The 23,798-nt window shown below is 39.6% G+C and carries 16 protein-coding genes; 4 read left to right on the top strand and 12 right to left on the bottom strand.

What is annotated here, in order from left to right; translation table 11 throughout:
* Nucleotides 1-15 precede the first annotated feature (15 nt).
* Together ubiC and pgi are read right to left on the bottom strand one after the other, a co-directional pair.
* Complete coding sequence (ubiC, locus tag PSF09_RS15910; RefSeq protein WP_272666313.1) at nt 16-519, bottom strand: chorismate lyase; 504 nt, start codon at nt 517-519, stop codon at nt 16-18.
* Nucleotides 520-838: 319 nt separating this feature from the next.
* Nucleotides 839-2,485 carry a glucose-6-phosphate isomerase gene (gene pgi, locus PSF09_RS15905; protein ID WP_272684142.1) on the bottom strand — a complete coding sequence of 549 codons (1,647 nt, stop codon included), beginning with the start codon at nt 2,483-2,485 and terminating at the stop codon, nt 839-841.
* Between the two features lie 370 nt (nt 2,486-2,855).
* Here pgi and lysC point away from each other — a divergent pair, with 370 nt between their 5' ends.
* The gene (gene lysC / locus PSF09_RS15900; protein WP_210838982.1) at nt 2,856-4,232 is read left to right on the top strand and encodes a lysine-sensitive aspartokinase 3; all 1,377 of its coding nucleotides are present in this window, start codon (nt 2,856-2,858) and stop codon (nt 4,230-4,232) included.
* A 61-nt stretch (nt 4,233-4,293) separates the two neighbouring features.
* Here lysC and PSF09_RS15895 read toward each other — a convergent pair whose 3' ends face one another.
* From PSF09_RS15895 to metH, 3 genes are all read right to left on the bottom strand, one after another.
* Nucleotides 4,294-5,769, bottom strand: coding sequence for a tetratricopeptide repeat protein (locus tag PSF09_RS15895; protein WP_272684141.1), 1,476 nt, complete (start codon nt 5,767-5,769; stop codon nt 4,294-4,296).
* 164 nt (nt 5,770-5,933) lie between these two features.
* Nucleotides 5,934-6,524, bottom strand: a complete 591-nt coding sequence (locus PSF09_RS15890) for a hypothetical protein (protein WP_181937095.1) — start codon at nt 6,522-6,524, stop codon at nt 5,934-5,936.
* A 70-nt stretch (nt 6,525-6,594) separates the two neighbouring features.
* Nucleotides 6,595-10,278 carry a methionine synthase gene (gene metH, locus PSF09_RS15885; protein ID WP_272684140.1) on the bottom strand — a complete coding sequence of 1,228 codons (3,684 nt, stop codon included), beginning with the start codon at nt 10,276-10,278 and terminating at the stop codon, nt 6,595-6,597.
* A gap of 203 nt (nt 10,279-10,481) precedes the next feature.
* Between metH and iclR the strand changes: the two genes are divergently transcribed.
* Nucleotides 10,482-11,312: a glyoxylate bypass operon transcriptional repressor IclR gene (gene iclR / locus PSF09_RS15880; RefSeq protein WP_210838990.1), complete on the top strand. Its 831-nt coding sequence runs from the start codon at nt 10,482-10,484 to the stop codon at nt 11,310-11,312.
* 75 nt (nt 11,313-11,387) lie between these two features.
* Here the strand turns inward: iclR and PSF09_RS15875 are convergent, their stop codons facing one another.
* The 3 genes from PSF09_RS15875 to PSF09_RS15865 form a co-directional block, all read right to left on the bottom strand.
* Nucleotides 11,388-12,275: an N-acetylmuramoyl-L-alanine amidase gene (locus tag PSF09_RS15875; RefSeq protein WP_210838992.1), complete on the bottom strand. Its 888-nt coding sequence runs from the start codon at nt 12,273-12,275 to the stop codon at nt 11,388-11,390.
* A gap of 526 nt (nt 12,276-12,801) precedes the next feature.
* Nucleotides 12,802-13,059 carry a helix-turn-helix domain-containing protein gene (locus PSF09_RS15870; protein WP_238563030.1) on the bottom strand — a complete coding sequence of 86 codons (258 nt, stop codon included), beginning with the start codon at nt 13,057-13,059 and terminating at the stop codon, nt 12,802-12,804.
* Between the two features lie 442 nt (nt 13,060-13,501).
* Nucleotides 13,502-14,293 (bottom strand): N-acetylmuramoyl-L-alanine amidase-like domain-containing protein, encoded by a 792-nt coding sequence (locus PSF09_RS15865; RefSeq protein ID WP_272684139.1) that lies wholly within the window; start codon nt 14,291-14,293, stop codon nt 13,502-13,504.
* 313 nt (nt 14,294-14,606) lie between these two features.
* On the opposite strand from PSF09_RS15865, the gene edd reads away from it, so the two are divergent.
* Together edd and PSF09_RS15855 are read left to right on the top strand one after the other, a co-directional pair.
* Nucleotides 14,607-16,457, top strand: coding sequence for a phosphogluconate dehydratase (gene edd, locus PSF09_RS15860; RefSeq protein ID WP_371032014.1), 1,851 nt, complete (start codon nt 14,607-14,609; stop codon nt 16,455-16,457).
* Nucleotides 16,458-16,484: 27 nt separating this feature from the next.
* Nucleotides 16,485-17,126: a bifunctional 4-hydroxy-2-oxoglutarate aldolase/2-dehydro-3-deoxy-phosphogluconate aldolase gene (locus PSF09_RS15855; protein ID WP_272666316.1), complete on the top strand. Its 642-nt coding sequence runs from the start codon at nt 16,485-16,487 to the stop codon at nt 17,124-17,126.
* 61 nt (nt 17,127-17,187) lie between these two features.
* Here the strand turns inward: PSF09_RS15855 and aceK are convergent, their stop codons facing one another.
* The 4 genes from aceK to metA form a co-directional block, all read right to left on the bottom strand.
* Nucleotides 17,188-18,927 carry a bifunctional isocitrate dehydrogenase kinase/phosphatase gene (gene aceK / locus PSF09_RS15850; RefSeq protein ID WP_272666317.1) on the bottom strand — a complete coding sequence of 580 codons (1,740 nt, stop codon included), beginning with the start codon at nt 18,925-18,927 and terminating at the stop codon, nt 17,188-17,190.
* 127 nt (nt 18,928-19,054) lie between these two features.
* Entirely contained in the window at nt 19,055-20,362 is a 1,308-nt protein-coding gene (gene aceA, locus PSF09_RS15845; protein ID WP_272684138.1) for an isocitrate lyase, read from the bottom strand.
* Between the two features lie 56 nt (nt 20,363-20,418).
* Nucleotides 20,419-22,017 carry a malate synthase A gene (aceB, locus tag PSF09_RS15840; protein WP_272684137.1) on the bottom strand — a complete coding sequence of 533 codons (1,599 nt, stop codon included), beginning with the start codon at nt 22,015-22,017 and terminating at the stop codon, nt 20,419-20,421.
* A gap of 364 nt (nt 22,018-22,381) precedes the next feature.
* A complete protein-coding gene (metA, locus tag PSF09_RS15835; RefSeq protein WP_210840517.1) occupies nt 22,382-23,311 on the bottom strand; it encodes a homoserine O-acetyltransferase MetA in 930 nt (309 codons plus the stop codon).
* Between the last annotated feature and the right edge of the window lie 487 nt (nt 23,312-23,798).

The following is a 23,798-nucleotide window of genomic DNA, read 5'->3' as shown; positions in this document are numbered from 1 at the left end:
AAATACTTAGAATAGTTAACGATATGCAGGTGATTCAGGTAAAAATATTTCTGTTAATAGTAAAGGTTTATCCGATAATCTTAACCGAGAACTACGTACCCAACGGTTTGCACAAGAACCAATATGAATATAATCTCGAGTTAAGCTATCACGGCTAAACAAATAACGCCCTAACGGCATTCTCCCAATATCCACCAGCTGCTGGTCATCATCGGTCAGTGTTTCTTCAGGGATTATCGTTCGGCCCAGTAGCCAAGGGATACCATCGCCATACATGACAACTTCTCTGACCCAATAACGCTGGCTTTCAGGTAAAGACTGCGCTTCATCTGCGCTCAGCTTATTTTGCGTTATATAGCGCTCTAAATAAGGTATCACGGTAACTTGCTGGCTATGTTGCTCAAAACGTTTTGTCATGGAGCCGAGCTCTAATAGCCAATCTAATACATTGGCAGGCACTATTTTATCGTTCTCCGCCAGCCAGTGAATCGGCTGAGAAGTAAAAAGCGTTTCATCCATTACTTAAAATTCCACCATGAATAACATGGTTATGATTTACTGTATTTCTTACGCAATAGGATATCACGTTGTTTTACGACAAGGTTAAAGTTAGCTAACAATTTATATAAAAAGTCACATTTTCAACACAAAATGTAAAAATATAGTGAAAAGTTTTTTAATTACTAGCTAGTTATCGATAATAATAAAATTCATTAATATCATAATAAACTAGATTTGATTGCTTAAAAAACAATCGAATAAACAATATATCAACCAAACAATATAAGGTAGGAAGCTCCTACCTTATATTGAAGTATTTAAGTAATACGTTAGTAATTTATCGCCAAGCTTTATAACTGTTAATCAAACCATTGGTCGAACTATCATGGCTACTCACGGTATCACTATTTTCTAATTCAGGCAGGATACGGCTTGCGAGCTGTTTACCTAATTCAACCCCCCATTGGTCGAAAGTGAAGATGTTTAAAATCGCCCCTTGGGTGAAAATTTTGTGCTCATACATCGCAATCAATGCACCTAACGAGTATGGTGTGATGGATTTCAATAAGATAGAGTTAGTTGGACGGTTGCCTTCAAACACTTTATAAGGTGCAACATATTCCATATCCGCGACATTTTTACCTTGTGCAGCAAACTCGGCATCGACCACTTCACGCGTTTTACCAAATGCCAGTGCTTCGGTTTGCGCAAAGAAATTCGATAACAATTTTTCATGGTGATCCCCTAACGGGTTATGCGTTACCGCAGGTGCGATAAAATCACATGGGATCATCTTCGTTCCTTGGTGGATCAACTGATAAAACGCATGTTGGCCATTGGTTCCTGGCTCACCCCAAATAATCGGGCCTGTTTGATAAGTAACAGGTTTTCCATCACGGCTAATATATTTACCGTTCGACTCCATATTGCCTTGTTGGAAGTATGCAGCAAAGCGATGCATGTATTGGTCGTATGGCAGAATCGCTTCAGTTTCTGCTTCAAAAAAATTGTTGTACCAAATGCCAATCAAACCTAACAACACAGGGATATTCTTTTCTAATGGAGTTTGGGTAAAATGTTTATCCATCGCATGGGCGCCGCTCAATAATTGAACGAAATTATCAAAGCCAACCGATAAAATAATTGATAAACCAATTGCTGACCATAATGAATAGCGGCCACCAACCCAATCCCAGAATTCAAACATATTGTTGGTATCAATACCAAACTTCGCAACTTCTTCGCTATTCGTTGAAAGAGCCACAAAATGCTTAGCCACTTGGCTTTCATCTTTTGTCGCAGCCAAGAACCAATCGCGAGCAGAATGCGCATTAGTCATCGTTTCTTGCGTTGTAAACGTTTTTGACGCAATTAAAAACAGTGTCGTTTCTGGGTTCAGTTTTTTCAGCGTTTCCGCAATTTGTGTACCATCCACATTCGATACAAAGTGCATATTTAGGTGGTTTTTGTATGGACGTAGTGCTTCTGTCACCATAAATGGACCAAGGTCTGAACCACCAATACCGATGTTCACCACATCAGTAATCGCTTTACCGGTGTACCCTTTCCAATCACCGCTGATAATGCGCTGACTAAATTGCTGCATTTTATCCAATACCGCATTCACTTCAGGCATGACATCTTTGCCGTCGACATAAACAGGGGTGTTATCGCGGTTGCGCAAAGCAGTATGTAATACAGCACGGTCTTCAGTACGGTTAATTTTCTCACCTTGGAACATGCTGTTAATAGCGCTTTCTAGCTCTGTTTCTTTTGCTAAGGCTAATAAATGTTCCAATGTTTCTTGTGTAATTCTATTTTTGGAGAAATCCACTAAGATTTGACCATCGAACGTCGCCGAAAAATGAGTAAAGCGGTCTTTATCCTGTGCAAACAAATCGCGCATATGGACATTTTTCATTTGCGCAAAATGTTGCTCTAGCGCCCGCCATGCAGCCGTTTGGCTTGGATTAATACTTCTCATGGATAACACTCTCCAAATAATATTAAATAGAAATAGATTGTACCCCGTCACGAAAACGAGACTTATCGGTTTTCTGCGTTACATTGATATTCCCCAATTCTGCCGCACTTTTCCAGACTTAATTACCCCTTTTATTAAAATACGCACTTTCAATGCATACCACTTAAAAAAACAGCGGGTATATGTTCTCAATAATTCAATGAACGCAGCCAACACCCATGTAGCTTGCAGTATGACGAGTATATTGAGAAAACCGATAATAAATTACCTATCATTAGAATTACTGATTTACTTCGATTCTTGATTGACGCAATCCCATTTACCCGATAAATCTATATAAAGATTAGGTTTAACCAAAGGGATTGACACCATGAATACCGCAGCGCCTTCAACAGGCAACCATCAGTATGTTATCGCCAAATTTGGCGGCACCAGCGTCGCTAACTTTGAAGCGATGAACAACAGCGCCAATATCGTTCTTTCCAACCCAAATGTGCGAGTTGTGGTACTTTCAGCTTCTGCTGGCATTACCAATTTATTAATCGAACTGGCTGAAGGCTGCGATGCGGATAAACGCAATGAACTGCTAAAAAAAGTGAAGGATATTCAATACGCAATTATTGATAATCTACAAACAGCTGATGTTATTCGTGAAGAAATCAATCGGTTACTCGATAATATTGCACATTTAGCTGATTCGGCTGCTTTAGCCACTTCCGATGCATTAACGGATGAAATGGTCAGCCATGGCGAATTAATGTCAACCTTACTATTTGTTGAAGTCCTACGCCAACGTAATGCTAATTCCCAATGGTTTGATGTACGCAAAGTGATGAGAACGAATGACAGTTTTGGTCGTGCTGAGCCAGAACTGACTCAGCTAAAAGCATTGTCAGAACAACAACTCATGCCGCGCCTTTCCGAGTCGGTTGTGATCACCCAAGGGTTTATTGGCCGTGATGAAAAAGGCCGTACGACAACGCTTGGACGTGGTGGAAGTGACTACACCGCCGCTCTGTTAGCTGAAGTACTTAATTTATCACGCGTCGATATTTGGACTGATGTTCCTGGAATTTACACCACAGACCCTCGCGTCGTACCGAATGCCCAACGCATTGATGAAATTGCTTTCGATGAAGCGGCTGAAATGGCGACTTTTGGTGCAAAAATTTTGCATCCAGCGACACTCCTTCCTGCAGTACGTGCCGGGATCCCCGTTTTTGTTGGTTCAAGTAAAGCACCCGAAGCTGGCGGTACCATTGTGTGTGATAAAACCACTAATCCACCACAATTTAGGGCATTAGCACTGCGCCGCAAACAAACATTACTCACCTTACACAGCCTAAAAATGTTGCACGCTCGAGGTTTCTTAGCGGAAATTTTCACCATTTTACTGCGCCACAATATTTCCGTGGATTTAATTACGACGTCAGAGGTCAGTGTCGCACTCACCTTAGATACAACGGGCTCAACGGGAACTAACGGCAGCTTACTCACCAATGCGCTGATGACAGAGTTATCCGCATTATGTCGTGTCGAAGTGGAAGAGAATTTAGCGCTCGTTGCAATCATTGGTAATGAACTGTCGCAAGTGAACGGCCTAGGAAGGCAAATTTTTGGCGCACTTGAGTCATTCAATATTCGCATGATCAGCTATGGCGCAAGTAGCCACAATATTTGTTTATTGGTCCCAGGAAATGATGCTGAAGAGATCGTTCGTACCTTGCACAGTAACTTATTTGAATAGTGTAGAAGTTTGATCAAAATACCAAAAGGCGATCATCACGATCGCCTTCTTTTTTATAAAATTAATCCCTTCTAGTATTTTTGTTGGGTTGTGCAACACTGCTGGTGTATTGCAACATTTTACCTGTCACACCTTTATTCTGTGTTAAAAGCGCTAAATTCCCTTTTGCTGTTTCATTATCGAGCTCTACCGCTCGTTCAAACCACATTACCGAACGGAAAATATTTTTTTCCCCTCCCTCGCCTCGTGCATACATCACCGCAAGGTTATTTTGTGCATCACTGTTCTTTTTAAATGCCGCTTTTTCCAGTAATTGCCGAGCTTTCTGCGAATTTTTCGCCACACCCGTTCCCGTTAAATAAAAGATAGCTAACTGGTTTTGAGCTTCGATGCTATCTTCTTGTGCCAGTTGCAGCCAACTCACAATTTTATTTACATCCACATTTTTCAATTCACCAGACACATACATCTTCGCTAACTTAATTTGAGCCGCATTATCATCACTATTAGCAAGTGACATATACCACTCAATGGCCTTTTCTGGGTCTTTTTTAACGCCACCTAACCCTTTTTCATAGAATTCAGCCACTTTCATTCCTGCATCTTGGGATTTGTTTTGTGCCGCACGTTCATACCAGATAAAGGCTTCGGCGAGGTCTTTACCAACGCCATCGCCTTGTTCATAGGCTTTCGCAATCGCCAGTTGCCCTGCAATATTGTTTTGTTGCGCAGCACGTTTATACCAGTACATCGCTTGGTAGCTATTCTTTTCTATTGCACTATGGCCTTCTTGATAAAAGTCACCCATATTCACTTGTGCTGTCGCAGAACCCATATTGGCGGCTTGGCGATATAAGTAAATCGCCATTTCGTCGTCCGGCTCTACACCTTCGCCATTTTCATACATCACCGCTAAGTTATTCACAGCAGCGGCAATATTATTTCCCGCACTTCTTTCATACCATTCTCTCGCCTTTTGGTAGTCGGTATCACCACCTAGCCCATCATGATAAAACAGCCCCATCGCAAACTGTGCGTTAGCGTGCTCTTGCTCTGCGGCTTCTGCATACCATGCTTTCGCTTGTTTTAAATTTTGCTCCACCCCAATACCATGTTCATATAAGTAACCCATCGCATATTGGCAATATGCGTCGCCTTTTTCGGCGCCTCGGCGATACCATTGTTCCGCTTGCTGGTATTTTTCCTGATTGTGCAACAACATCCCAAGATAGTAATCGCCATCTGTATTATCTCGGTCAGCCACCTTTTTGAACCAGCGATAAGCTTCTTGCTCATTGACAGCTAAAAATTCAGTCCCATCCATATAAGCAAGCCCAACATCCACCATCGCTTCTTCATCTCCGGCAGTCGCTAACTTCAATTTTGCTTTGAATTCATCAGGTATAGGCGTACTTTTAGGCTGCGCCTGTAGCGCATTCGGCTTATCTTTCACAGAAGGTGCTTCAACGATATTGCCAGCTTGCGCAAGGGAAATACCGCTAACATAGAGAACTAACAGAAAAGAACGTAATTTCATCACCATGACCTATTTATTGGCGTTATCTCATTAACATATCACTCCAATAAAAAATTCATAAGGGATGTTGGCTGAAAAAGTAGAATTACAAAAGAATTATTAAGAAAATGGAGGAGACGCCAGCTTCTTACCGAAACTTTTGTCTCCAAAATAAACCGCAGAGCTTAATTAACGCGGTAACCACCATGTTTACTGGCAAATAAATTAAATTTACCCCACTCAATTAACAGGGCTTCCAATGTGCGGTGGCTAATTTTACACAGCTCAGAAATCTGAGAAACAACAAAGTGATTTTCACTCACGAGTTCTGGTGAAAACACTTCCGCAATCCACTCACACTCTTTCGTGGTCACCAACCAACCGTCATTAGTCGAAAATTTATGTACGGGTACCATACCGTCTTTAGGGCTTTCTTGGGATAACAGTTTATTTTCATCAACTTGGGCTTGATGAAAAGCAGCGATTTCTTCCTCTGAAGGCACGGGTTCTACCGCTAGATTTTCTTCTAAAAACAGATAAATTTCTTCTGCTCTTGCCGGTGTTAGCTCGCTTTTCAACCAAATTTGATTAAAACAGTGCTCATTCAGTGAATCATCGGTATCAAGCTTATCCATGATCTGTAAAACACTCATCATGGCGCTCACCGCGTCTTCACTCATCATAAACGTTTCAGGCGCCGCACTGTTTTGGATCTGATAAGGAAAAACTGCCGAACGCGGCAGCTCCTCTTCAATAATAAATTCATAGCTCATCATTGGACCCCTCTAATGTATTACCTATAAGATGGTGCCGAATACATGAAAAATCAATGTATTGATCTGGTTTTTAATCTTCAGGGTCATAAGCTAAGTTTGGTGCTAACCAACGCTCCAACTCGGTTACCGACATCCCTTTACGTTCTGCATAATCCTCAATTTGGTCTTTTTGTAGCTGAGCTACTGCAAAATATTTACTTTCGGGATGGCTAAAATACCAGCCTGATACCGCAGCACCTGGCCACATCGCATAAGAACTGGTGAGTTTCATGCCGATTTGCGTTTCCACATCCAATAACTGCCAAATTTTGGCCTTTTCTGTGTGCTCAGGACAAGCCGGATACCCCGGTGCAGGGCGGATACCTTGGTAATTTTCACGAATAAGCTCTTCATTACTCAAGTTTTCATCAGCTGCATAACCCCAATATTGCCTGCGGACTTGTTGGTGTAGATATTCAGCAAATGCCTCCGCTAGCCTATCCGCCAGCGCTTTAACCATAATTTTATTATAATCATCATGCTGTTGTTCATATTCATCAGCAAGCGCGTCTTCTTCTAAGCCCCCTGTCACAGCGAAAGCTCCAATATAATCGGCTTTACCACTATCTTTTGGCGCGACAAAGTCAGATAAACAATAGTTTGGAAACTCAGTTTTTAAGGTTTGTTGGCGTAAATTCAACCCCATCACTTGTACATGGCTTCTTGACTCATCGGTATAAATTTCTACATCATCGCCAACTCGGTTTGCAGGGAATAAACCAAAAATACCTTTTGGTGTTAGTAAGCTTTCTTTATCAAGCTTATCTAACATATTATTAGCATCTTTCAATAGCTTACGCGCTTCAGAACCAACCACTTCATCTTCTAAGATCCGCGGGTATTTCCCCGCCAGCGACCAAGTCATAAAAAATGGTGTCCAATCAATATAGTCTCTCAGCGTTGAAATAGATGCTGTGACTTTTTGAATACCCAGAAATTTTGGTACAGGTGGTTGATAGCTTTGCCAATAAATATTTACCGCATTCGCACGTGCCACATCCAGTGCCACTGGGGGTGTTTTTGGCCTTCTTCGGCCATGCTGTAAGCGCACAGTGTCATATTCACGGCGCGTACGCGCAACAAAATCTGCTTTTTGTGTTGCTGACAATAACGCCGAGACAACCCCCACTGTTCGAGAAGCATTTTGCACGTAAGTTGTTGGCCCACTGTAATTTGGCTCAATTTTCACGGCAGTATGTGCTTTTGATGTCGTCGCCCCACCAATCAGTAATGGTAAGGTAAACCCTTGTCTTTCCATCTCTTTAGCGACATGCACCATTTCATCAAGAGATGGTGTAATCAAACCAGATAACCCAATAATATCGACGTTTTCTTCACGCGCTGTTTTTAGAATAGTTTCACATGGAACCATCACGCCTAAATCAATGATTTCATAGTTATTACACTGTAAAACAACGCCAACAATATTTTTACCAATATCATGGACATCGCCTTTTACCGTAGCGAGTAAGATTTTTCCTGCACTGCTACCTGATTGTTTAAGCTCTTGAATATAAGGCTCTAAATAGGCTACTGCTTGTTTCATTACACGGGCGGATTTCACCACTTGAGGTAAGAACATTTTGCCTTCCCCAAACAAATCTCCAACCACATTCATACCGTTCATCAAGGGGCCTTCAATCACTTCGATTGGGCTAGAAGCACGTTGACGAGTCTCTTCAGTATCTTCAATAATAAATTCAGTAATCCCTTTCACTAGTGCATATTCAAGACGCTTTTCAACTTCCCAACTACGCCATTCCGCTTGTTGAACTTGCTGCTCTCCTGCCCCGGCTCCACGGTATTTTTCCGCCAGTTCAAGCAAGCGTTCCGTACTGTCATCACGACGATTTAAAATCACATCTTCAACAGCGTCTTTTAATTCAGAAGGTAAGTCATCATAGATAGCGAGCTGCCCCGCATTAACGATCCCCATATCCATTCCATTACGAATGGCGTAGTACAAGAAAACAGCATGAATCGCTTCGCGTACAGGGTCGTTCCCTCTAAATGAAAAAGAGACGTTGGAAACCCCACCAGAAATCATCGCATGAGGTAACTGAGCCTTGATATCCTTACAGACCTCAATAAAATCAACTGCATAGTTATTATGCTCTTCAATTCCTGTGGCTACGGCAAAAATATTTGGGTCAAAAATAATATCTTCAGGAGGGAAGCCGACCTCTTCGGTCAGGATCTGATAAGCACGACGACAAATTTCAATTTTCCGCTCGCGTGTATCTGCTTGGCCAACTTCATCAAATGCCATGACGACCACTGCAGCACCGTATTTGCGTAATAGTTTAGCGTGCTCAATAAATGCCTCAACTCCCTCTTTCATTGAGATTGAATTGACGATCCCCTTACCTTGTATGCACTTAAGCCCCGCCTCGATGACCTCCCACTTTGAGGAGTCAATCATAATCGGCACGCGTGCAATATCTGGCTCGCCAGCAATCAAATTCAAGAAACGTACCATCGCCGCATGGGAGTCCAACATTCCTTCATCCATATTGATGTCGATGATTTGTGCACCATTTTCAACTTGCTGACGTGCCACATCTAAAGCTTCTTGGTAATTTTCTTCTTTAATCAGCCGCTTAAATTTTGCCGAGCCTGTCACGTTGGTTCTTTCCCCAACGTTCACAAATAATGATTTTTTGCCAATATTTAGCGGTTCTAAACCAGATAAACGGCATTCAACAGGTAGTGACGGTAATTGGCGTGGAGTGATGCCTTTTACTGCATCTGCCATTTTTTTGATATGTAATGGCGTTGTTCCACAACATCCACCAACAATATTTAAGAACCCTGCGGTTGCCCATTCATGAATTTGTTCGGCCATATTTTGCGCATCAAGGTCATACTCACCAAACGCATTGGGTAGCCCTGCATTGGGGTGCGCACTGACATAACATTCAGCAATTCTTGATAATTCGGCAACATACTGGCGTAACTCATCAGGACCTAATGCACAATTCAAGCCAAATGATATCGGCTGTGCATGGCGCAATGAATTATAAAATGCTTCTGTTGTTTGCCCTGATAATGTTCGACCGGAGGCATCCGTGATCGTCCCCGAGATCATAATCGGTAGAGATACGCCCAAAGCTTCCAATTCGGTTTCTACCGCAAAGATCGCTGCCTTCGCATTTAATGTGTCAAAAATGGTTTCGATCATGATCAGATCTACCCCACCTTTGACTAAAGATCGGGTAGATTCTCGGTAAGCTTCAACGAGTTGATCAAAGGTGATATTGCGATAAGCGGGATCATTAACATCCGGAGAAATAGAAGCGGTACGGTTTGTCGGGCCTAAGACTCCAGCAACATAACGCGGTTGCTCTGGCGTTTTACGTGTCCACTCGTCAGCACATTCACGGGCAAGACGCGCAGCAACTTCATTAATTTCAGCGGAAAGAGATTCCATTTTATAATCAGCCATCGCAATGGATGTTGAGTTAAAAGTATTGGTTTCAACAATATCCGCTCCAGCTTCAAAGTATTGAGAATGAATATCTCGAATAATATCTGGTTGAGTTAAGACTAATAGATCATTATTTCCCTTTAAATCACTCGGCCAATCCGCAAATCGCTCTCCGCGAAACTGGGCTTCCGACAACTTATGTTGTTGGATCATTGTTCCCATAGCGCCATCTAATACCAATATACGTTTTTTTAATTCTTGTTCTAATTGATTAACTTTTGCGGACACTGCACTGCCCTCCTGAAATGGAACACTGAGAAATAAGTCAAATTTTTACCTTTAACATCCTATCACAACTTTTCTCGTGAAAATTCGCTGTTATGATGAGAGTTTTTCAAGGTTGCACAAGAGCACACTTTTCACTGATCCGATGAGTATTTTCAAGTGAAATAGTTCATAATAGAAGCTAAATGACAGTCAGGAGAGACTTAATGGCAACGGCACCAATTACTAAGAAACTTAAAAAAGCAAAAGGGCCGGCAAGTGGCGCAGCTGCAGCAGGACAAGTTCAATCATTAAGTCGTGGATTAACACTGTTGGAATATATTTCCGAATCAACAGGGGGAATCGCCCTCACTGACCTTGCGATGCAAGCTGGCTTACCAAACTCAACAACACATCGCCTATTAATGACGTTGGAACAACATGGATTTGTTCGCCAAACCGGCGATTTAGGCCTATGGGTTATTGCTTCTCATGCCTTTATCATTGGTAGTAGCTTCTTAGAGAGTCGTAATTTGTTAGCTCTCGTTCACCCGATACTGCGTCGCTTAATGGATGAATCTGGGGAAACCGTCAATTTAGCTATCCTAGACCATACAGAGTACGATGCCGTCATTGTTGACCAAGTACAATGCAATGCGCTAATGAGAATGTCAGCACCGATCGGTGGAAAACTGCCATTACACGCTTCGGGTGCAGGCAAAGCGTTTATTGCTAATTTAACAGAAGACAAACTGATTCCACTTTTAAGCCGTAAAGGTTTACATGCTTATACGCCTTATACATTAACTAACCCATCCGCCTTAAAAGAGAATTTACAACAGGCTAAAAAACAAGGTTTTTCTTATGATGATGAAGAGCATGCTTTAGGGCTACGCTGTATTGGGGCTTGTATTTATGATGAGCACAAAGAAGCGTTTGCAGCTATTTCTATTTCAGGCCCATTATCACGTATCACGGATGACCGTATTACTGAATTAGGCGCCATGGTAATCAAGGCCGCAAAAGAAATAAGCCATGAATATGGTGCAAACCGCTAGCTTAACGGTGAAAAGTGAAATACAAAGCAACCTGTATTTCACTTTAGCTTAACCTTACAGAGCTTTTACTGCCCTCTAATCACCTTGCTGGTTTGTTGATACATTAGGCAACAGCGAGGTCTTTTCAAATAACTTAAATTTTTGCATATCACGGTACTTTTCAATGAGTGCCAACGCGATAGCCTCTGTTTCAGCATCCGCTTGTCCTTCAATATCTCTCGGCCGGAAATGCAGTTGGAAAGCACGTAATGTTTTTTTCGTCTGTGAATCTAACTGACCTGATAGAGGAATTGTTGAATAGCCGTAAAAATGAAGTGCTTTTTGAATGTGTAACACGCTTGCAGGCTCATTAGCATTACGCCCCGCCAAAAATTTAGTCACGGTTTTAGGATCTGGCCAAGCCCCTATACCATGTTGAGCAAGACGTTGCCATGGAAATGCTTTACCTGGATCTTGCTTGCGCAGTGGTGCGATATCACTGTGACCAATAATATTTTCTGGGGGAATGCTATAGCGCTTCATAATATCTTGGAGGAGAGGGATCAATGCAGTAATTTGCGCTTCATTATAAGGAGCCCAATATCGTTTTCCTTTTACATCTTTTTGTAATCCAGCATTGACGATTTCAATCCCAATAGAAGTATCATTCAAACCATTATGCTGTAGCCAATAACTTTCACCTGCATGCCATGATTTTAATGACTCAGGAACGAGTTGTAATACAACAGGCCGGCCATTTTTAGTTTCAGGTACACTTGGAATGAGGTAATGGGAGCTCACCTTACCTTGCGTTAATGTGACTATAGAATGCGCATCATCAGAAACGGTGTAGTGAATAATGACATATTGAATACGTTGACTACTATTTTTTGATGGGTAACGGTTATCGAGATAGTAACCCTTGTTCGAGGCCGAACAGCCTAGTAGTAAAAAGGTAAATAATATCCCTATATATTTGAACATCGAACCATAACCTTACTCTACTATTAATTAAGCTATATTTAAGCATTCCGTGGTCAACAATACTATCAATTTTCATACACCAAAAACCTAATAATATAGATAAAACAATAAAATAAATGTTAAAATACATAGTGTTAAAACCTTTTCAGTTCATATTAGAAACAAAAAAGGTTTCATTACTCCGTAGAAAGTTCCTTTTGCATTAAAAAGTAGGAGATATCACAAAAACAGAAGTAAGTACTAGAAAAGTTATCATTATGAGTACCAACAAATTCATCGACCATTAAAATAAAGATAAATTGAATTGATTATTTTTATTTCTAGAAGCTAGATTTTAAATTATTTTCAATTTTAAGTACTTATCATAAAAAATAATTTTCCAGCTACTATGTAAAATTAATCGTTTAGTTCTCTGTAACGTATAAGTTATAAACTATTTTCTTATACTGGAGATTTCTATAAAGAATAAGGTAATTCATAAAATTTTATAAAGAGAAATAAAAAAATAATCTTACTTAGTTTACTGCTAGCTCATTTTTTCATACTCAACCTGCTTAGCAATTATTTTAGTAACTTCATTAATATCAATATCTAAAAAAATGACAATTTCAATTAGTTTATCTAAGCTCAACTTATTAACACCTAATTCATACCGTGATACCTGCTGTTGACTCAAATGAATAATTGAACCTAACTCATTTCCTGACAATCCCTTACTTACTCTAGCCTTACGTAAATGATTACCTAATAATGCATAAACATTTTTCTTTTTAGCTATATGCATAACCATCTCCTAAATTTAAATAAGAAAAATAATTTAGCTAGTCTTATTCATTATAAAATTAATCATAACTATTTAAAATAGTTATGAGCAATCAAATGTCACAAGATTGATAGGCAAATATCATTTTTATATACAAAAAAAAAGACCTGCATAATATGCATAAAGCAATCTATTGCTTTACAATAGTTTTTTTATTTTTATAAAAAAATCATCACCCTATATTTTTTTTGATCAAATCGATAATTTAATATACTTTTACATTTTAAATGTTACTAGCAATAATTAGTAACCAATCAAAATAATTGTATGTTTTTTATTATTAATTATTTTCCATTTTATGTGTTAATTTTATACAGACATAAATATTGGATTTACTCATTTTTTAAATCAAAAAAACAGGCTAATAATTTATTTTATTATTATAATTCCCATAATAACCAGATTAATAATCTGATTTAGGCCTAAAAACAACAATCCCTGCCTTCCCTTTTAAATAACTATTCAGTTCGATATCAATAACCTGAAAACTTCTACGCAGTGAAGAAGCATTTCTAAATATTGTTTTATTCTCTTTACGTATTACAACCCCTACATGGCTCACATCTAACCCATGATTTTCTGAATAAATACCAATGTAATCCCCCGTTCTTAATCTTGACACTAAATCATCATCTATATATTTAACTGGAATATAGTTTATTACTCTATCCTTTATAGGCAAACCCGATATATATCGCTGATCATGATATTTTAAATTAAGTTGTTTATTGACTTTAATGGTATGTGAACTTAGTTCGTTAGTAATATCTACCACAATAGCTTCAGGTTCTTGCGCCCAATCAGAAAAAAAATGCCGACGATGCTTAAAGGTAATATTTTGGTTGATATACCGAATATTGGTTAAGTTTAATACAAACTGTTCGTAATTTTTTGAACGCTTAAACGCTTCGGTGTACTCTATGAATGTCATACAGTCCATCTCTTTCAAATTAATCACTAATTCTTCGGCTAAAAGTGGGCTCATATTCAATGTTTGTTTATTGTAAGGTGTGGTTAAAAAGTATTGTGTCAATGCATCAATTTTTTCTGCTTGTGAGGCATTGTGTAATTGCATTGCCACTTGTCCATTAAAAACCTCAGTTAAAATGTTATATGACCCCGAAGCTAAAACAACCTCAGCCCTAACAAAATTTGCTAATAACAATATAAATGCAGCTATAGCTAACCTTAACATTCCACCGTTCTTCTCATTAATACAACCTAATCTTCGACAATTATCTAATTGAATTTTGATGATAAAATCACCAAACAAGCCACTATAGCATGCTTATTTGTCTATTTCCTACCCTGTCCATACCATATTATAAATTTGATTCAGATCACAGATAGCTTCGAATATTCATTTTCTATATTGCAACGCCTTCGCTTTCATTTAACAATGTTACCGGTAACATTAGTGCTATAGTACTCGAGTAAATAACGATAGGCATAACCCAAATTGACTTGCAGTTTGATTCATCTTTTTACTGCACTATGGAGCAATTATCATGAGCGTGACCACCTCTAAAGAGACAAATCCTTCGGTGATCAATAAAGAACTTGATCGCATCACTCAACGTATCATCTCTCGTTCAGTGAAAACTCGAGCTGCTTATCTCAAAAAAATAGAGCTGGCTCGTAGTATGACCGTCCATCGAGCATCACTCGCTTGTGGTAACCTTGCCCATGGCTTTGCAGCATGCCAAAGCGAAGAAAAACAAATTCTTAAAAGCATGACTCGCTCTGATATTGCTATCATCAACTCCTACAATGATATGCTTTCAGCGCATCGCCCCTATGACAAGTACCCAGAACAACTCAAAAAAGCATTATTAGAAGCAGGCTCAATTGGCCAAGTCGCTGCAGGTGTTCCCGCAATGTGCGATGGTGTAACACAAGGTCAAGATGGGATGGAGCTATCGATGCTAAGTCGAGATGTCATTGCAATGTCAACTGCCATTGGCTTATCCCATAATATGTTTGATGGTGCGCTCTATTTAGGTATTTGCGACAAAATTGTTCCAGGTTTAATGCTTGGCGCACTTTCATTTGGCCACCTTCCTGCGATATTTGTCCCAGCAGGCCCAATGGCAACGGGTTTACCAAATAAAGAAAAGGTTCGCATTCGCCAGCTGTATGCTGAAGGCAAAGTTGATAGACTCGCCTTATTAGAAGCGGAAGCTGCGTCTTATCATGGTATCGGTACTTGTACTTTTTATGGTACTGCCAACTCAAATCAAATGATGATGGAAGTGATGGGATTACATCTACCCGGCGCATCATTTGTACCACCTGATTCTCCACTACGAGATGCATTAACAGAAGCTGCCGCACGACAAATTACGCGTTTAACTGAACAATCAGGTCAGTACTTACCTATCGGTCAACTGGTTAACGAAAAAGTGATTGTCAACGGCATCGTCGCATTACTTGCAACGGGCGGCTCAACTAACTTAACTATGCATCTTGTGGCTATAGCTAGAGCGGCTGGGATCATTATCAATTGGGATGATTTCTCCGATATTTCTGCCATTGTTCCACTTATTTGCCGTATCTATCCTAATGGCCAAGCGGATATCAACCAATTCCAAGCCGCAGGTGGCGTCGCTTTGCTTATCCACCAGCTATTGCAAAAAGGTTTATTGCATAATGATGTCCACACCGTCTCAGGGTTTGGACTAGCACGTTATACTATGGAACCATGGCTAAATAATGGTCAATTAGAATGGAGAGAAGGCCCTAAAACCTCATTCAATCCTGAAGTTATTGCTGAAATAGACCGCCCTTTCTCGCCCCATGGCGGTACAAAATTACTCTCAGGGAATTTAGGACGCGCTGTGATGAAAACATCAGCAGTTCCTGCAGAAAATCAAATCATTGAAGCTCCAGCAGTCGTATTTAATAACCAAAATGAGATTGCAGCACACTTTGAATCAGGCGAACTCAATAAAGATTGTATCATCGTTGTCCGCTTCCAAGGCCCATCTGCAAATGGTATGCCTGAGCTTCATAAGCTAATGCCACCTCTTGGTGTCCTTATGGATAAAGGCTACAAAGTCGCGCTAGTTACTGATGGCCGCTTATCCGGTGCATCCGGCAAAGTACCATCCGCAATTCATGTCACACCTGAAGCTTATAATGGCGGACTGTTAGCAAAAGTAAAAAATGGCGATATCATTAGGGTAAATGCATTGACTGGAGAATTACAATTACTGGTTGATGAAGAAGAACTCAATAAACGCCAATCCTTTGAAGCTGATTTAACTGCAGAACGTAGTGGTTGTGGAAGGGAACTTTTCGGTGCATTAAGAAGACACTTATCAGGTGCCGAAGAAGGCGCTTGTAGCATTGATTTTTAATCTATTTTCATTGAATAGGAATAGAAAATGAATAATTGGAAAATGACCGCTGAAAGCGTATTAAAACAAGGCCCTATTGTCCCTGTTATTGTTATCAAAAAATTAGAACAAGCGGTTCCTCTTGCAAAAGCATTAGTCAAAGGTGGCGTTAAAGTTTTAGAAGTTACTTTACGTACTGAGTGTGCTATTGATGCTATTCGCCTCATTGCCAAAGAAGTACCTGAAGCGATTATTGGTGCAGGTACTGTTATCAATGCAAAACAACTCGCCGAAGTCACTGAAGCTGGAGCACAATTTGCAATTAGCCCCGGCTTGACGGATGAATTACTCAATGCCGCTACCAAAGGAAATATTCCTTTAATCCCTGGTATTTCAACTGTTTCTGAACTTATGCTTGGCATGCAGTATGGTTTGAAAGAATTTAAATTTTTCCCAGCGGAAGCCAACGGTGGCGTTAAGGCGCTAAAAGCTATTGCCGGCCCTTTCTCACAAGTCAAATTTTGCCCAACGGGTGGAATATCACTCGCTAATTACCTTAGCTATTTAGAGCTAGATAGTGTTATGTGCATTGGCGGCTCTTGGTTAGTTCCTGAAGATGCTTTGAATTCAGGTGATTACGAAAAAATTACCCAGCTTGCACAAGAGGCTGTACAAGGCGTAAAAAAATAACGCCTCGAAAAACGACTCAGTCCCTTGCTGGGTCGTTTTTAACTGCCTTTAATGAATACTATTATAATGATGCAACCTCATTGAAGTTATGACAAAAACGTAATTCTTCTCGGTAGGCATAAACATCTTCTACATGCCCCGCTAAAATCCTATTTTGTAACTTTTGCCAATAATCTGCTGAAAATAAATCTGCATGATATTGTTGCAAGTAATGACGAATTTTCTCATTTTGACAAATAAAAGAGGCAAACTCTTCAGGAAAAACATCTTGCTCACCAATGCTATACCATGGCTCACTAGACAACTCTTGCTCAGGGTATAATGGCTCAGGAATTTTACGAAAATTCACTTCAGTCATATAACAGATTTCATCATAATCATAGAAAACAACACGGCCATGACGCGTTACCCCAAAGTTTTTAAATAACATATCTCCAGGAAAAATATTTGCAGCCGCTAATTGCTTAATCGCCCAGCCATATTCATTTAATGCATTATGCAATTGTGTATCAGAGGCATTATCCATATAGATATTCAATGGGATCATCTTTCTTTCCATATACAGATGACGAATCAATATGTTATCACCTAAATCTTCAATTTGAGATGGAGTCTCTTTCAATAACTCCGTCATTAGTTCATCGCTGATAGAGGATTTACTAATCACAAAATTTTCAAACTCTTGGGTGTCAGCCATACGACCAACTCTATCGTGCTCTTTAACCAAACGATAGCATTCTAAAACCCGCTCTCGTGTTACCTGTTTTTGTGGTGCAAATTGGTCCTTAATAATTTTAAAAACCCGATCGAAAGAAGACGATGTAAAGACCAGCATCACCATTCCTTTCACACCTGGTGCAACCGTAAATTGCTCTCGTGAAAAATTAATATAGGCGAGGTATTCTCTGTAGTACTCTGTTTTTCCATGCTTTTGACAGCCAATTGCCATATATAATTCAGCAATTGATTTACTGGGTAAGATCTCCCTCAACCAAAAAACCAGTGCTGCAGGAAAAGGGGCATACACCATAAAATAGGAACGAGCGAAACCAAACACAATACTGGCTTCATCAAACTCGGTTAAACACGTATCGATATAAATGTTCTGGAAATCATCATGATGAATAGGAAGTAAGAATGGATAAGCCTCATCATTAATATAAATTTTACCAATCAGCCAAGCGGCCTTATTACGATAAAATAGCTCATTTGCGATATGAAAGCTGACTTTCTGGCTTTCAATATTGGGAAATTTTGTTTTTAATACATTGATAATACAATGAATATCTAAATTCAAATCCCGCCATTTTAGCCTTAGTGGCAATCCACTTAATATTGCAAACAATAACTCACCTAAATTATTATTAACAACGTATTCTCGAGCTAGAGGCCTAGGAGCAATAGAAAAGCGTCTCGCAGGCTGAGACGTAAAAATAAATAGGTTATCTTGTGTCAGCTCCCGATGCTGAAATAGCCGGCAGTAAACTGAATTAAAAAAGCTTTCCGCAATTTCAAACCTTGGGTAATCCGGTAATAAGGTTTTATAAACATTTTTTATCTGTGCCAGTTTATCTGGCGTTAAAGATTGAACTAACCCCATAAACTGTAGCTGAGCGACAACTAACCCAACATGGTGGTCATACAGTTGAATTCGCCTTTTCATTGCATGCTGAATTGCATGCCAATCTGCCTGTTCAAACCTTTCTTGTGCACCTGAGGTTATTTCAAGGAAACGACCATATTGAGCATCAAACCCCTGTAAAATAGTCTGAGCTATTATCTGTTCTGTCGTCAATATCATAACCACCCCTATTAGAATACAGACTCATTTTGAATAAAAAACAGGCACTAAACGTGCCTGAAAAATTAACAGATATAGCTAACCAACAAAGACACCAGAAACACCGATCAAAAGGAAAATAATCTGACTAGAATTGCTCTTCTTCAGTCGACCCAGTTAAAGCCGTCACTGATGAAGTACCACCTTGAATAACGGTTGTCACTTTATCAAAATAACCTGTTCCCACCTCTTGCTGATGCGAAGAGAAGGTATAACCCTTATTAATTGCAGCAAATTCGCATTCTTGAACTTTTTCAACATAATGCTTCATGCCTTCACCTTGTGCATAGGAGTGGGCTAAATCAAACATGTTGAACCACATACTGTGAATACCTGCCAGCGTAATGAATTGGAAGCGATAGCCCATTGCTGAAAGTTCATCCTGAAAACGCGCGATCGTGCTGTCATCTAAATTCTTTTTCCAATTAAATGATGGAGAGCAGTTGTAAGCTAACAATTTACCAGGAAATTTAGCATGAATAGCCTCAGCGAACTGCCTTGCTGCTTCAAGGTCAGGTTTTGACGTTTCACACCAAACAAGATCTGCATATGGTGCATAAGCTAGCCCGCGGCTAATCGCTTGCTCAATTCCTGCTTTGGTACGGAAAAAACCTTCAGAGGTGCGCTCTCCAGTAACAAAAGCCGCATCATAAGCATCGCAGTCAGATGTTAGGAGATCTGCTGCATCGGCATCCGTTCTAGCAACCAAAATAGTTGGTACACCTGAAACATCCGCCGCTAAACGAGCAGCAACCAGCTTCTGAATAGCTTCTTGAGTAGGTACAAGGACTTTCCCACCCATATGACCACACTTCTTAACCGCGGCTAATTGATCTTCAAAATGGACAGCCGCAGCCCCTGCCTCTATCATATTTTTCATGAGTTCGAAGGCATTTAATACCCCACCAAACCCAGCTTCCGCATCCGCGATAATAGGTAAAAAATAATCAATATACTCTTTGTTGTCAGGGCCAATACCATTCGCCCACTGAATTTGGTCTGCACGACGGAAAGTATTATTAATTTTCTTAACTACCGATGGCACTGAATCAACAGGGTAAAGTGATTGGTCTGGATACATACTTGATGAAGTATTTGCATCCGCGGCTACCTGCCAACCTGATAAATAAATAGCTTCAATACCTGCTTTCGCTTGTTGTAGCGCTTGCCCACCCGTTAAAGCTCCCAGTGCATTTACATAACCTTTCTTTGAACCGCCATGTAATTGATCCCAAAAGCGTTCTGCACCTTTGCGTGCTAAAGAGTGTTCGATATTCACAGAACCACGTAATTTCACTACTTCTCCCGCAGTATATGGGCGAGTAATACCTTTCCAACGTGGTTTTTTCCATTCACTTTCTAATTGGGCAATTTGTTCTAAGCGCGATGTTGTCATGATCCAATTCCTTTATAAGAATATGTAGGGTTTATCGAATTTTCTATTTACTATGCTTAATCTAATAATTGGTATCCAGGGATAGTTAGGAATTCTATAAGTTCATCCTGCGTTGTAATGCGCCTCATTAATTCCGCAGCCTCACGAAAGCGGCCGCTTTGAAAACGCTTATCACCAAGTTCTTTTTGGATAACCTGTAACTCTTCATCCAGCATTTCTTCAAATAATGCCTTAGTGACTTTTTCACCAGTGGACAATGTTTTACCGTGGCGGATCCATTGCCAAATTGAAGTACGTGAAATTTCTGCTGTCGCAGCATCTTCCATCAAACCATAGATAGGTACACAGCCATTCCCTGAAATCCATGATTCAATATATTGCACAGCAACACGAATGTTAGCCCGCATCCCTACTTCGGTTCGCTCGCCCTCACAAGGCTCTAACAGCTGATTAGCAGTAATTTCTTCATCTAAATCACGAGATACATGTAGCTGGTTTTGGTGCCCAGCAAGTGCTTGATCAAACACGTTCATAACGGTATCTGCTAAACCTGGGTGCGCAACCCAAGAACCATCGTGCCCATTCTTCGCTTCTAATTCTTTGTCTGCTTTTACTTTCGCTAAAATAGTTTCATTTTCTTGAGGATCTTTGCTCGGTATAAAAGCAGACATTCCCCCCATCGCAAATGCGCCACGCCGGTGGCATGTTTTAATTAATAAGCGTGAATAAGCACTTAAAAATGATTGTGTCATTGTGACAACTTGGCGGTCAGGCAATACTCGGTCTGCATGCTCTTTCAGTGTTTTGATATAACTAAATATGTAGTCCCAGCGCCCACAATTTAGCCCCACGATGTGGTGACGCATGTGATACAAGATTTCATCCATTTGGAATACTGCGGGTAATGTCTCAATCAGTACGGTTGCTTTAATCGTTCCCCGAGGTATGCCCACCAGATCCTCTGCCATACTAAAGACATCGCTCCACCATTTAGCTTCCTCCCAAGACTCAAGTTTTGGGATGTAAAAATAAGGACCACTTCCTTTTTCTAATAACGCTTGGTAGTTATTAAAAAAGTAAATAGCGAAATCAAATAGTCCACCAGGAATCGGTTTGTCGCCTAATAAAACGTGTTTTTCATCTAAATGAAGACCACGAACACGTGCAATCAAAACTGCAGGAGCTGATTTTAATTGGTAGACCTTTCCATTTTCATTGGTATAAGAAATATCACCGCGAACTGCATCCCTTAAATTGATTTGTCCATCGATCAATTTTTCCCATGAAGGTGAGAGGGAATCTTCAAAATCTGCCATAAATACTTTTACATTAGCATTCAAAGCATTAATAACCATTTTACGCTCAACCGGCCCCGTAATTTCGACACGGCGATCTTGTAAATCTTTAGGAATACCTTGTATTTTCCAGTCTGATTTTTTTATGGAATTAAATTCCGAAATAAAATTAGGCAAAGAACCTGCGTCTATCTTTTGCTGTCTGAGCACTCTATCTTTTAATAGTTTTTCTCTATGAGGAAGAAACTCTTCAACCAGCCTAGAAAGAAATGCAATGGAATCAGTATTTAATACTTGATTATCAAGCTGTTTAATATTCTTTGTGAATGTTAATTCCGATATAGATAATTGCTGCTCCATCGACCAAACCCTCATTCATCGTTGACTATGAATTAAGCATAAGATCAAAATAGAAATAAATCAAAAACGATTTCCATTATATTTAAAAACAATCATATCGTATTGATAAAAATGAATTTTTAAAAAAATTACAAATTGACTATCAATTCCTTTAACTATATTTAAATGTTAAATAGTCGTTAAATCAACTAATTATAGAAAACTGTATTTTTAAAATTTTTCTTTGGAAACAAAAAAAGCAGCTAAAAATAGCTGCTTTCAGACTAACTATGGTTCCACTTTTTACTATATAAGCTTGATTTAAACTGGTATAACCAGTTTAAATTCTTATTTAATTGTAATTCTTAAATTTATATTTCTTTTTTTAATCTAATGTTGGTTCCATATTCGTAAGATCAAACGGTGTGATCTGATACACATAATAATTCAGCCAATTTGAGAACAACAAGTGCCCATGACTACGCCAACTCACGATCGGAGGGCCGTTGGGATCATCATTTTTGAAATAATTACATGGGATCTCAGGCGAAATTCCAGCCTCTAGGTCACGCCAATATTCTTGTGCCAGAGTGTCACCATCATATTCAGGATGGCCAGTCACAAATGCTAAGCGTTTATCTTTTGACCCAAATAAATAAGCGCCTGCCTCCTGTGAACTTGCTAAGATCTCTAGATCAGTATGCTGTCGGATAAGATCTTCAGGAAAATCAGCGTAACGAGAGTGAGGTGCATAAAATGATCCATCGAACCCTCTAGTCAATAAAGCGTACGGTTCTAACGTATCATGCTGATAAATCCCTGATAATTTTTCTTCTCTGGTCCATTTTGGTAAGTCATACAATACCTTTAAAGCAGCTTGTACAGCCCAACACACGAAAAGCGTTGAAGTAACATGCTTTTTTGCCCATTCGATAACTTTTTCAATCTGCTCCCAATAGCACACATCAGTAAATTCAACTAGCCCAAGCGGTGCACCAGTTACAATCAACCCATCAAAGTTTTGATCTTTAATATCTTCAAAATCACAATAAAAATTATTCAAATGCTCAGTAGGGGTGTTTTTAGACTCTCTCTGATCGATACGCAATAATTGGATATCAACTTGCAAAGGCGTGTTTGATAAAAGCCTAAGAAACTGATTCTCCGTTTCTATTTTTTTAGGCATCAAGTTCAGAATCAGCACTTTCAAGGGACGGATCTCCTGAAGACTCGCTCTTGTCGTTGTCATGACAAAAACATTTTCTTCACGCAAGAAATTAACAGCAGGTAACTCGTCTGGTAAACGAATTGGCATCATTCATCCCCTTTTACACATATATACGTTTAGACTTCTAGAATGCTAAATAATCTAACCAATGTTATTCGTCTTGTCGAGCGTTTCAAGGTTAAATGAAATAATTTCAAGCACTGTAATTTATAGCTTATTCCTAATGATTATATACAAACATTAATCTTTTTATTTTCAATATATTGTATTAATGACTGCTATTTTTATTTACCATAAACTATTTAAATTTTTCGATAAATTATATCTAAGATACCGTTATTTGATTGGCCTATCAGGTTAACTTCTATACCACCGGCCAAGTTATGGTGATGATTTAATTTCCATTACAAATATGAAATCAGAGTTGTTACTCACTACTTTATATCCCTCAATCGCATTCCTCCCCTGAATGCTAAGGGTGTAGCTCCTTGATTTAATTCTCCCCTCTTAACTCCCCAGCCCTCTTTGCAGCCCAAATAGAAGTGAGTTGTTACTCACTACTTTGACTCAAGCC

This window comes from Providencia sp. PROV141 (genome assembly GCF_028481645.1).
GTDB lineage: Bacteria > Pseudomonadota > Gammaproteobacteria > Enterobacterales > Enterobacteriaceae > Providencia > Providencia rettgeri.
Note: the sequence above shows the minus strand (reverse complement) of the source record. Positions and strands in the feature narration are given on the sequence as shown.

Excerpts from the sequence above, each read along its gene's own strand:
- PSF09_RS15895 (WP_272684141.1), bottom strand. The coding sequence starts at position 5,769 with ATGAAATTACGTTCTTTTCTGTTAGTTCTCTATGTTAGCGGTATTTCC.
- aceB (WP_272684137.1), bottom strand. The coding sequence starts at position 22,017 with ATGGAGCAGCAATTATCTATATCGGAATTAACATTCACAAAGAATATT.
- PSF09_RS15865 (WP_272684139.1), bottom strand. The coding sequence starts at position 14,293 with ATGTTAAGGTTAGCTATAGCTGCATTTATATTGTTATTAGCAAATTTT.
- pgi (WP_272684142.1), bottom strand. The coding sequence starts at position 2,485 with ATGAGAAGTATTAATCCAAGCCAAACGGCTGCATGGCGGGCGCTAGAG.
- PSF09_RS15890 (WP_181937095.1), bottom strand. The coding sequence starts at position 6,524 with ATGATGAGCTATGAATTTATTATTGAAGAGGAGCTGCCGCGTTCGGCA.
- aceA (WP_272684138.1), bottom strand. The coding sequence starts at position 20,362 with ATGACAACATCGCGCTTAGAACAAATTGCCCAATTAGAAAGTGAATGG.
- ubiC (WP_272666313.1), bottom strand. The coding sequence starts at position 519 with ATGGATGAAACGCTTTTTACTTCTCAGCCGATTCACTGGCTGGCGGAG.
- aceK (WP_272666317.1), bottom strand. The coding sequence starts at position 18,927 with ATGATATTGACGACAGAACAGATAATAGCTCAGACTATTTTACAGGGG.
- PSF09_RS15875 (WP_210838992.1), bottom strand. The coding sequence starts at position 12,275 with ATGTTCAAATATATAGGGATATTATTTACCTTTTTACTACTAGGCTGT.
- iclR (WP_210838990.1), top strand. The coding sequence starts at position 10,482 with ATGGCAACGGCACCAATTACTAAGAAACTTAAAAAAGCAAAAGGGCCG.
- edd (WP_371032014.1), top strand. The coding sequence starts at position 14,607 with ATGAGCGTGACCACCTCTAAAGAGACAAATCCTTCGGTGATCAATAAA.
- lysC (WP_210838982.1), top strand. The coding sequence starts at position 2,856 with ATGAATACCGCAGCGCCTTCAACAGGCAACCATCAGTATGTTATCGCC.
- PSF09_RS15855 (WP_272666316.1), top strand. The coding sequence starts at position 16,485 with ATGAATAATTGGAAAATGACCGCTGAAAGCGTATTAAAACAAGGCCCT.
- PSF09_RS15870 (WP_238563030.1), bottom strand. The coding sequence starts at position 13,059 with ATGCATATAGCTAAAAAGAAAAATGTTTATGCATTATTAGGTAATCAT.
- metA (WP_210840517.1), bottom strand. The coding sequence starts at position 23,311 with ATGCCAATTCGTTTACCAGACGAGTTACCTGCTGTTAATTTCTTGCGT.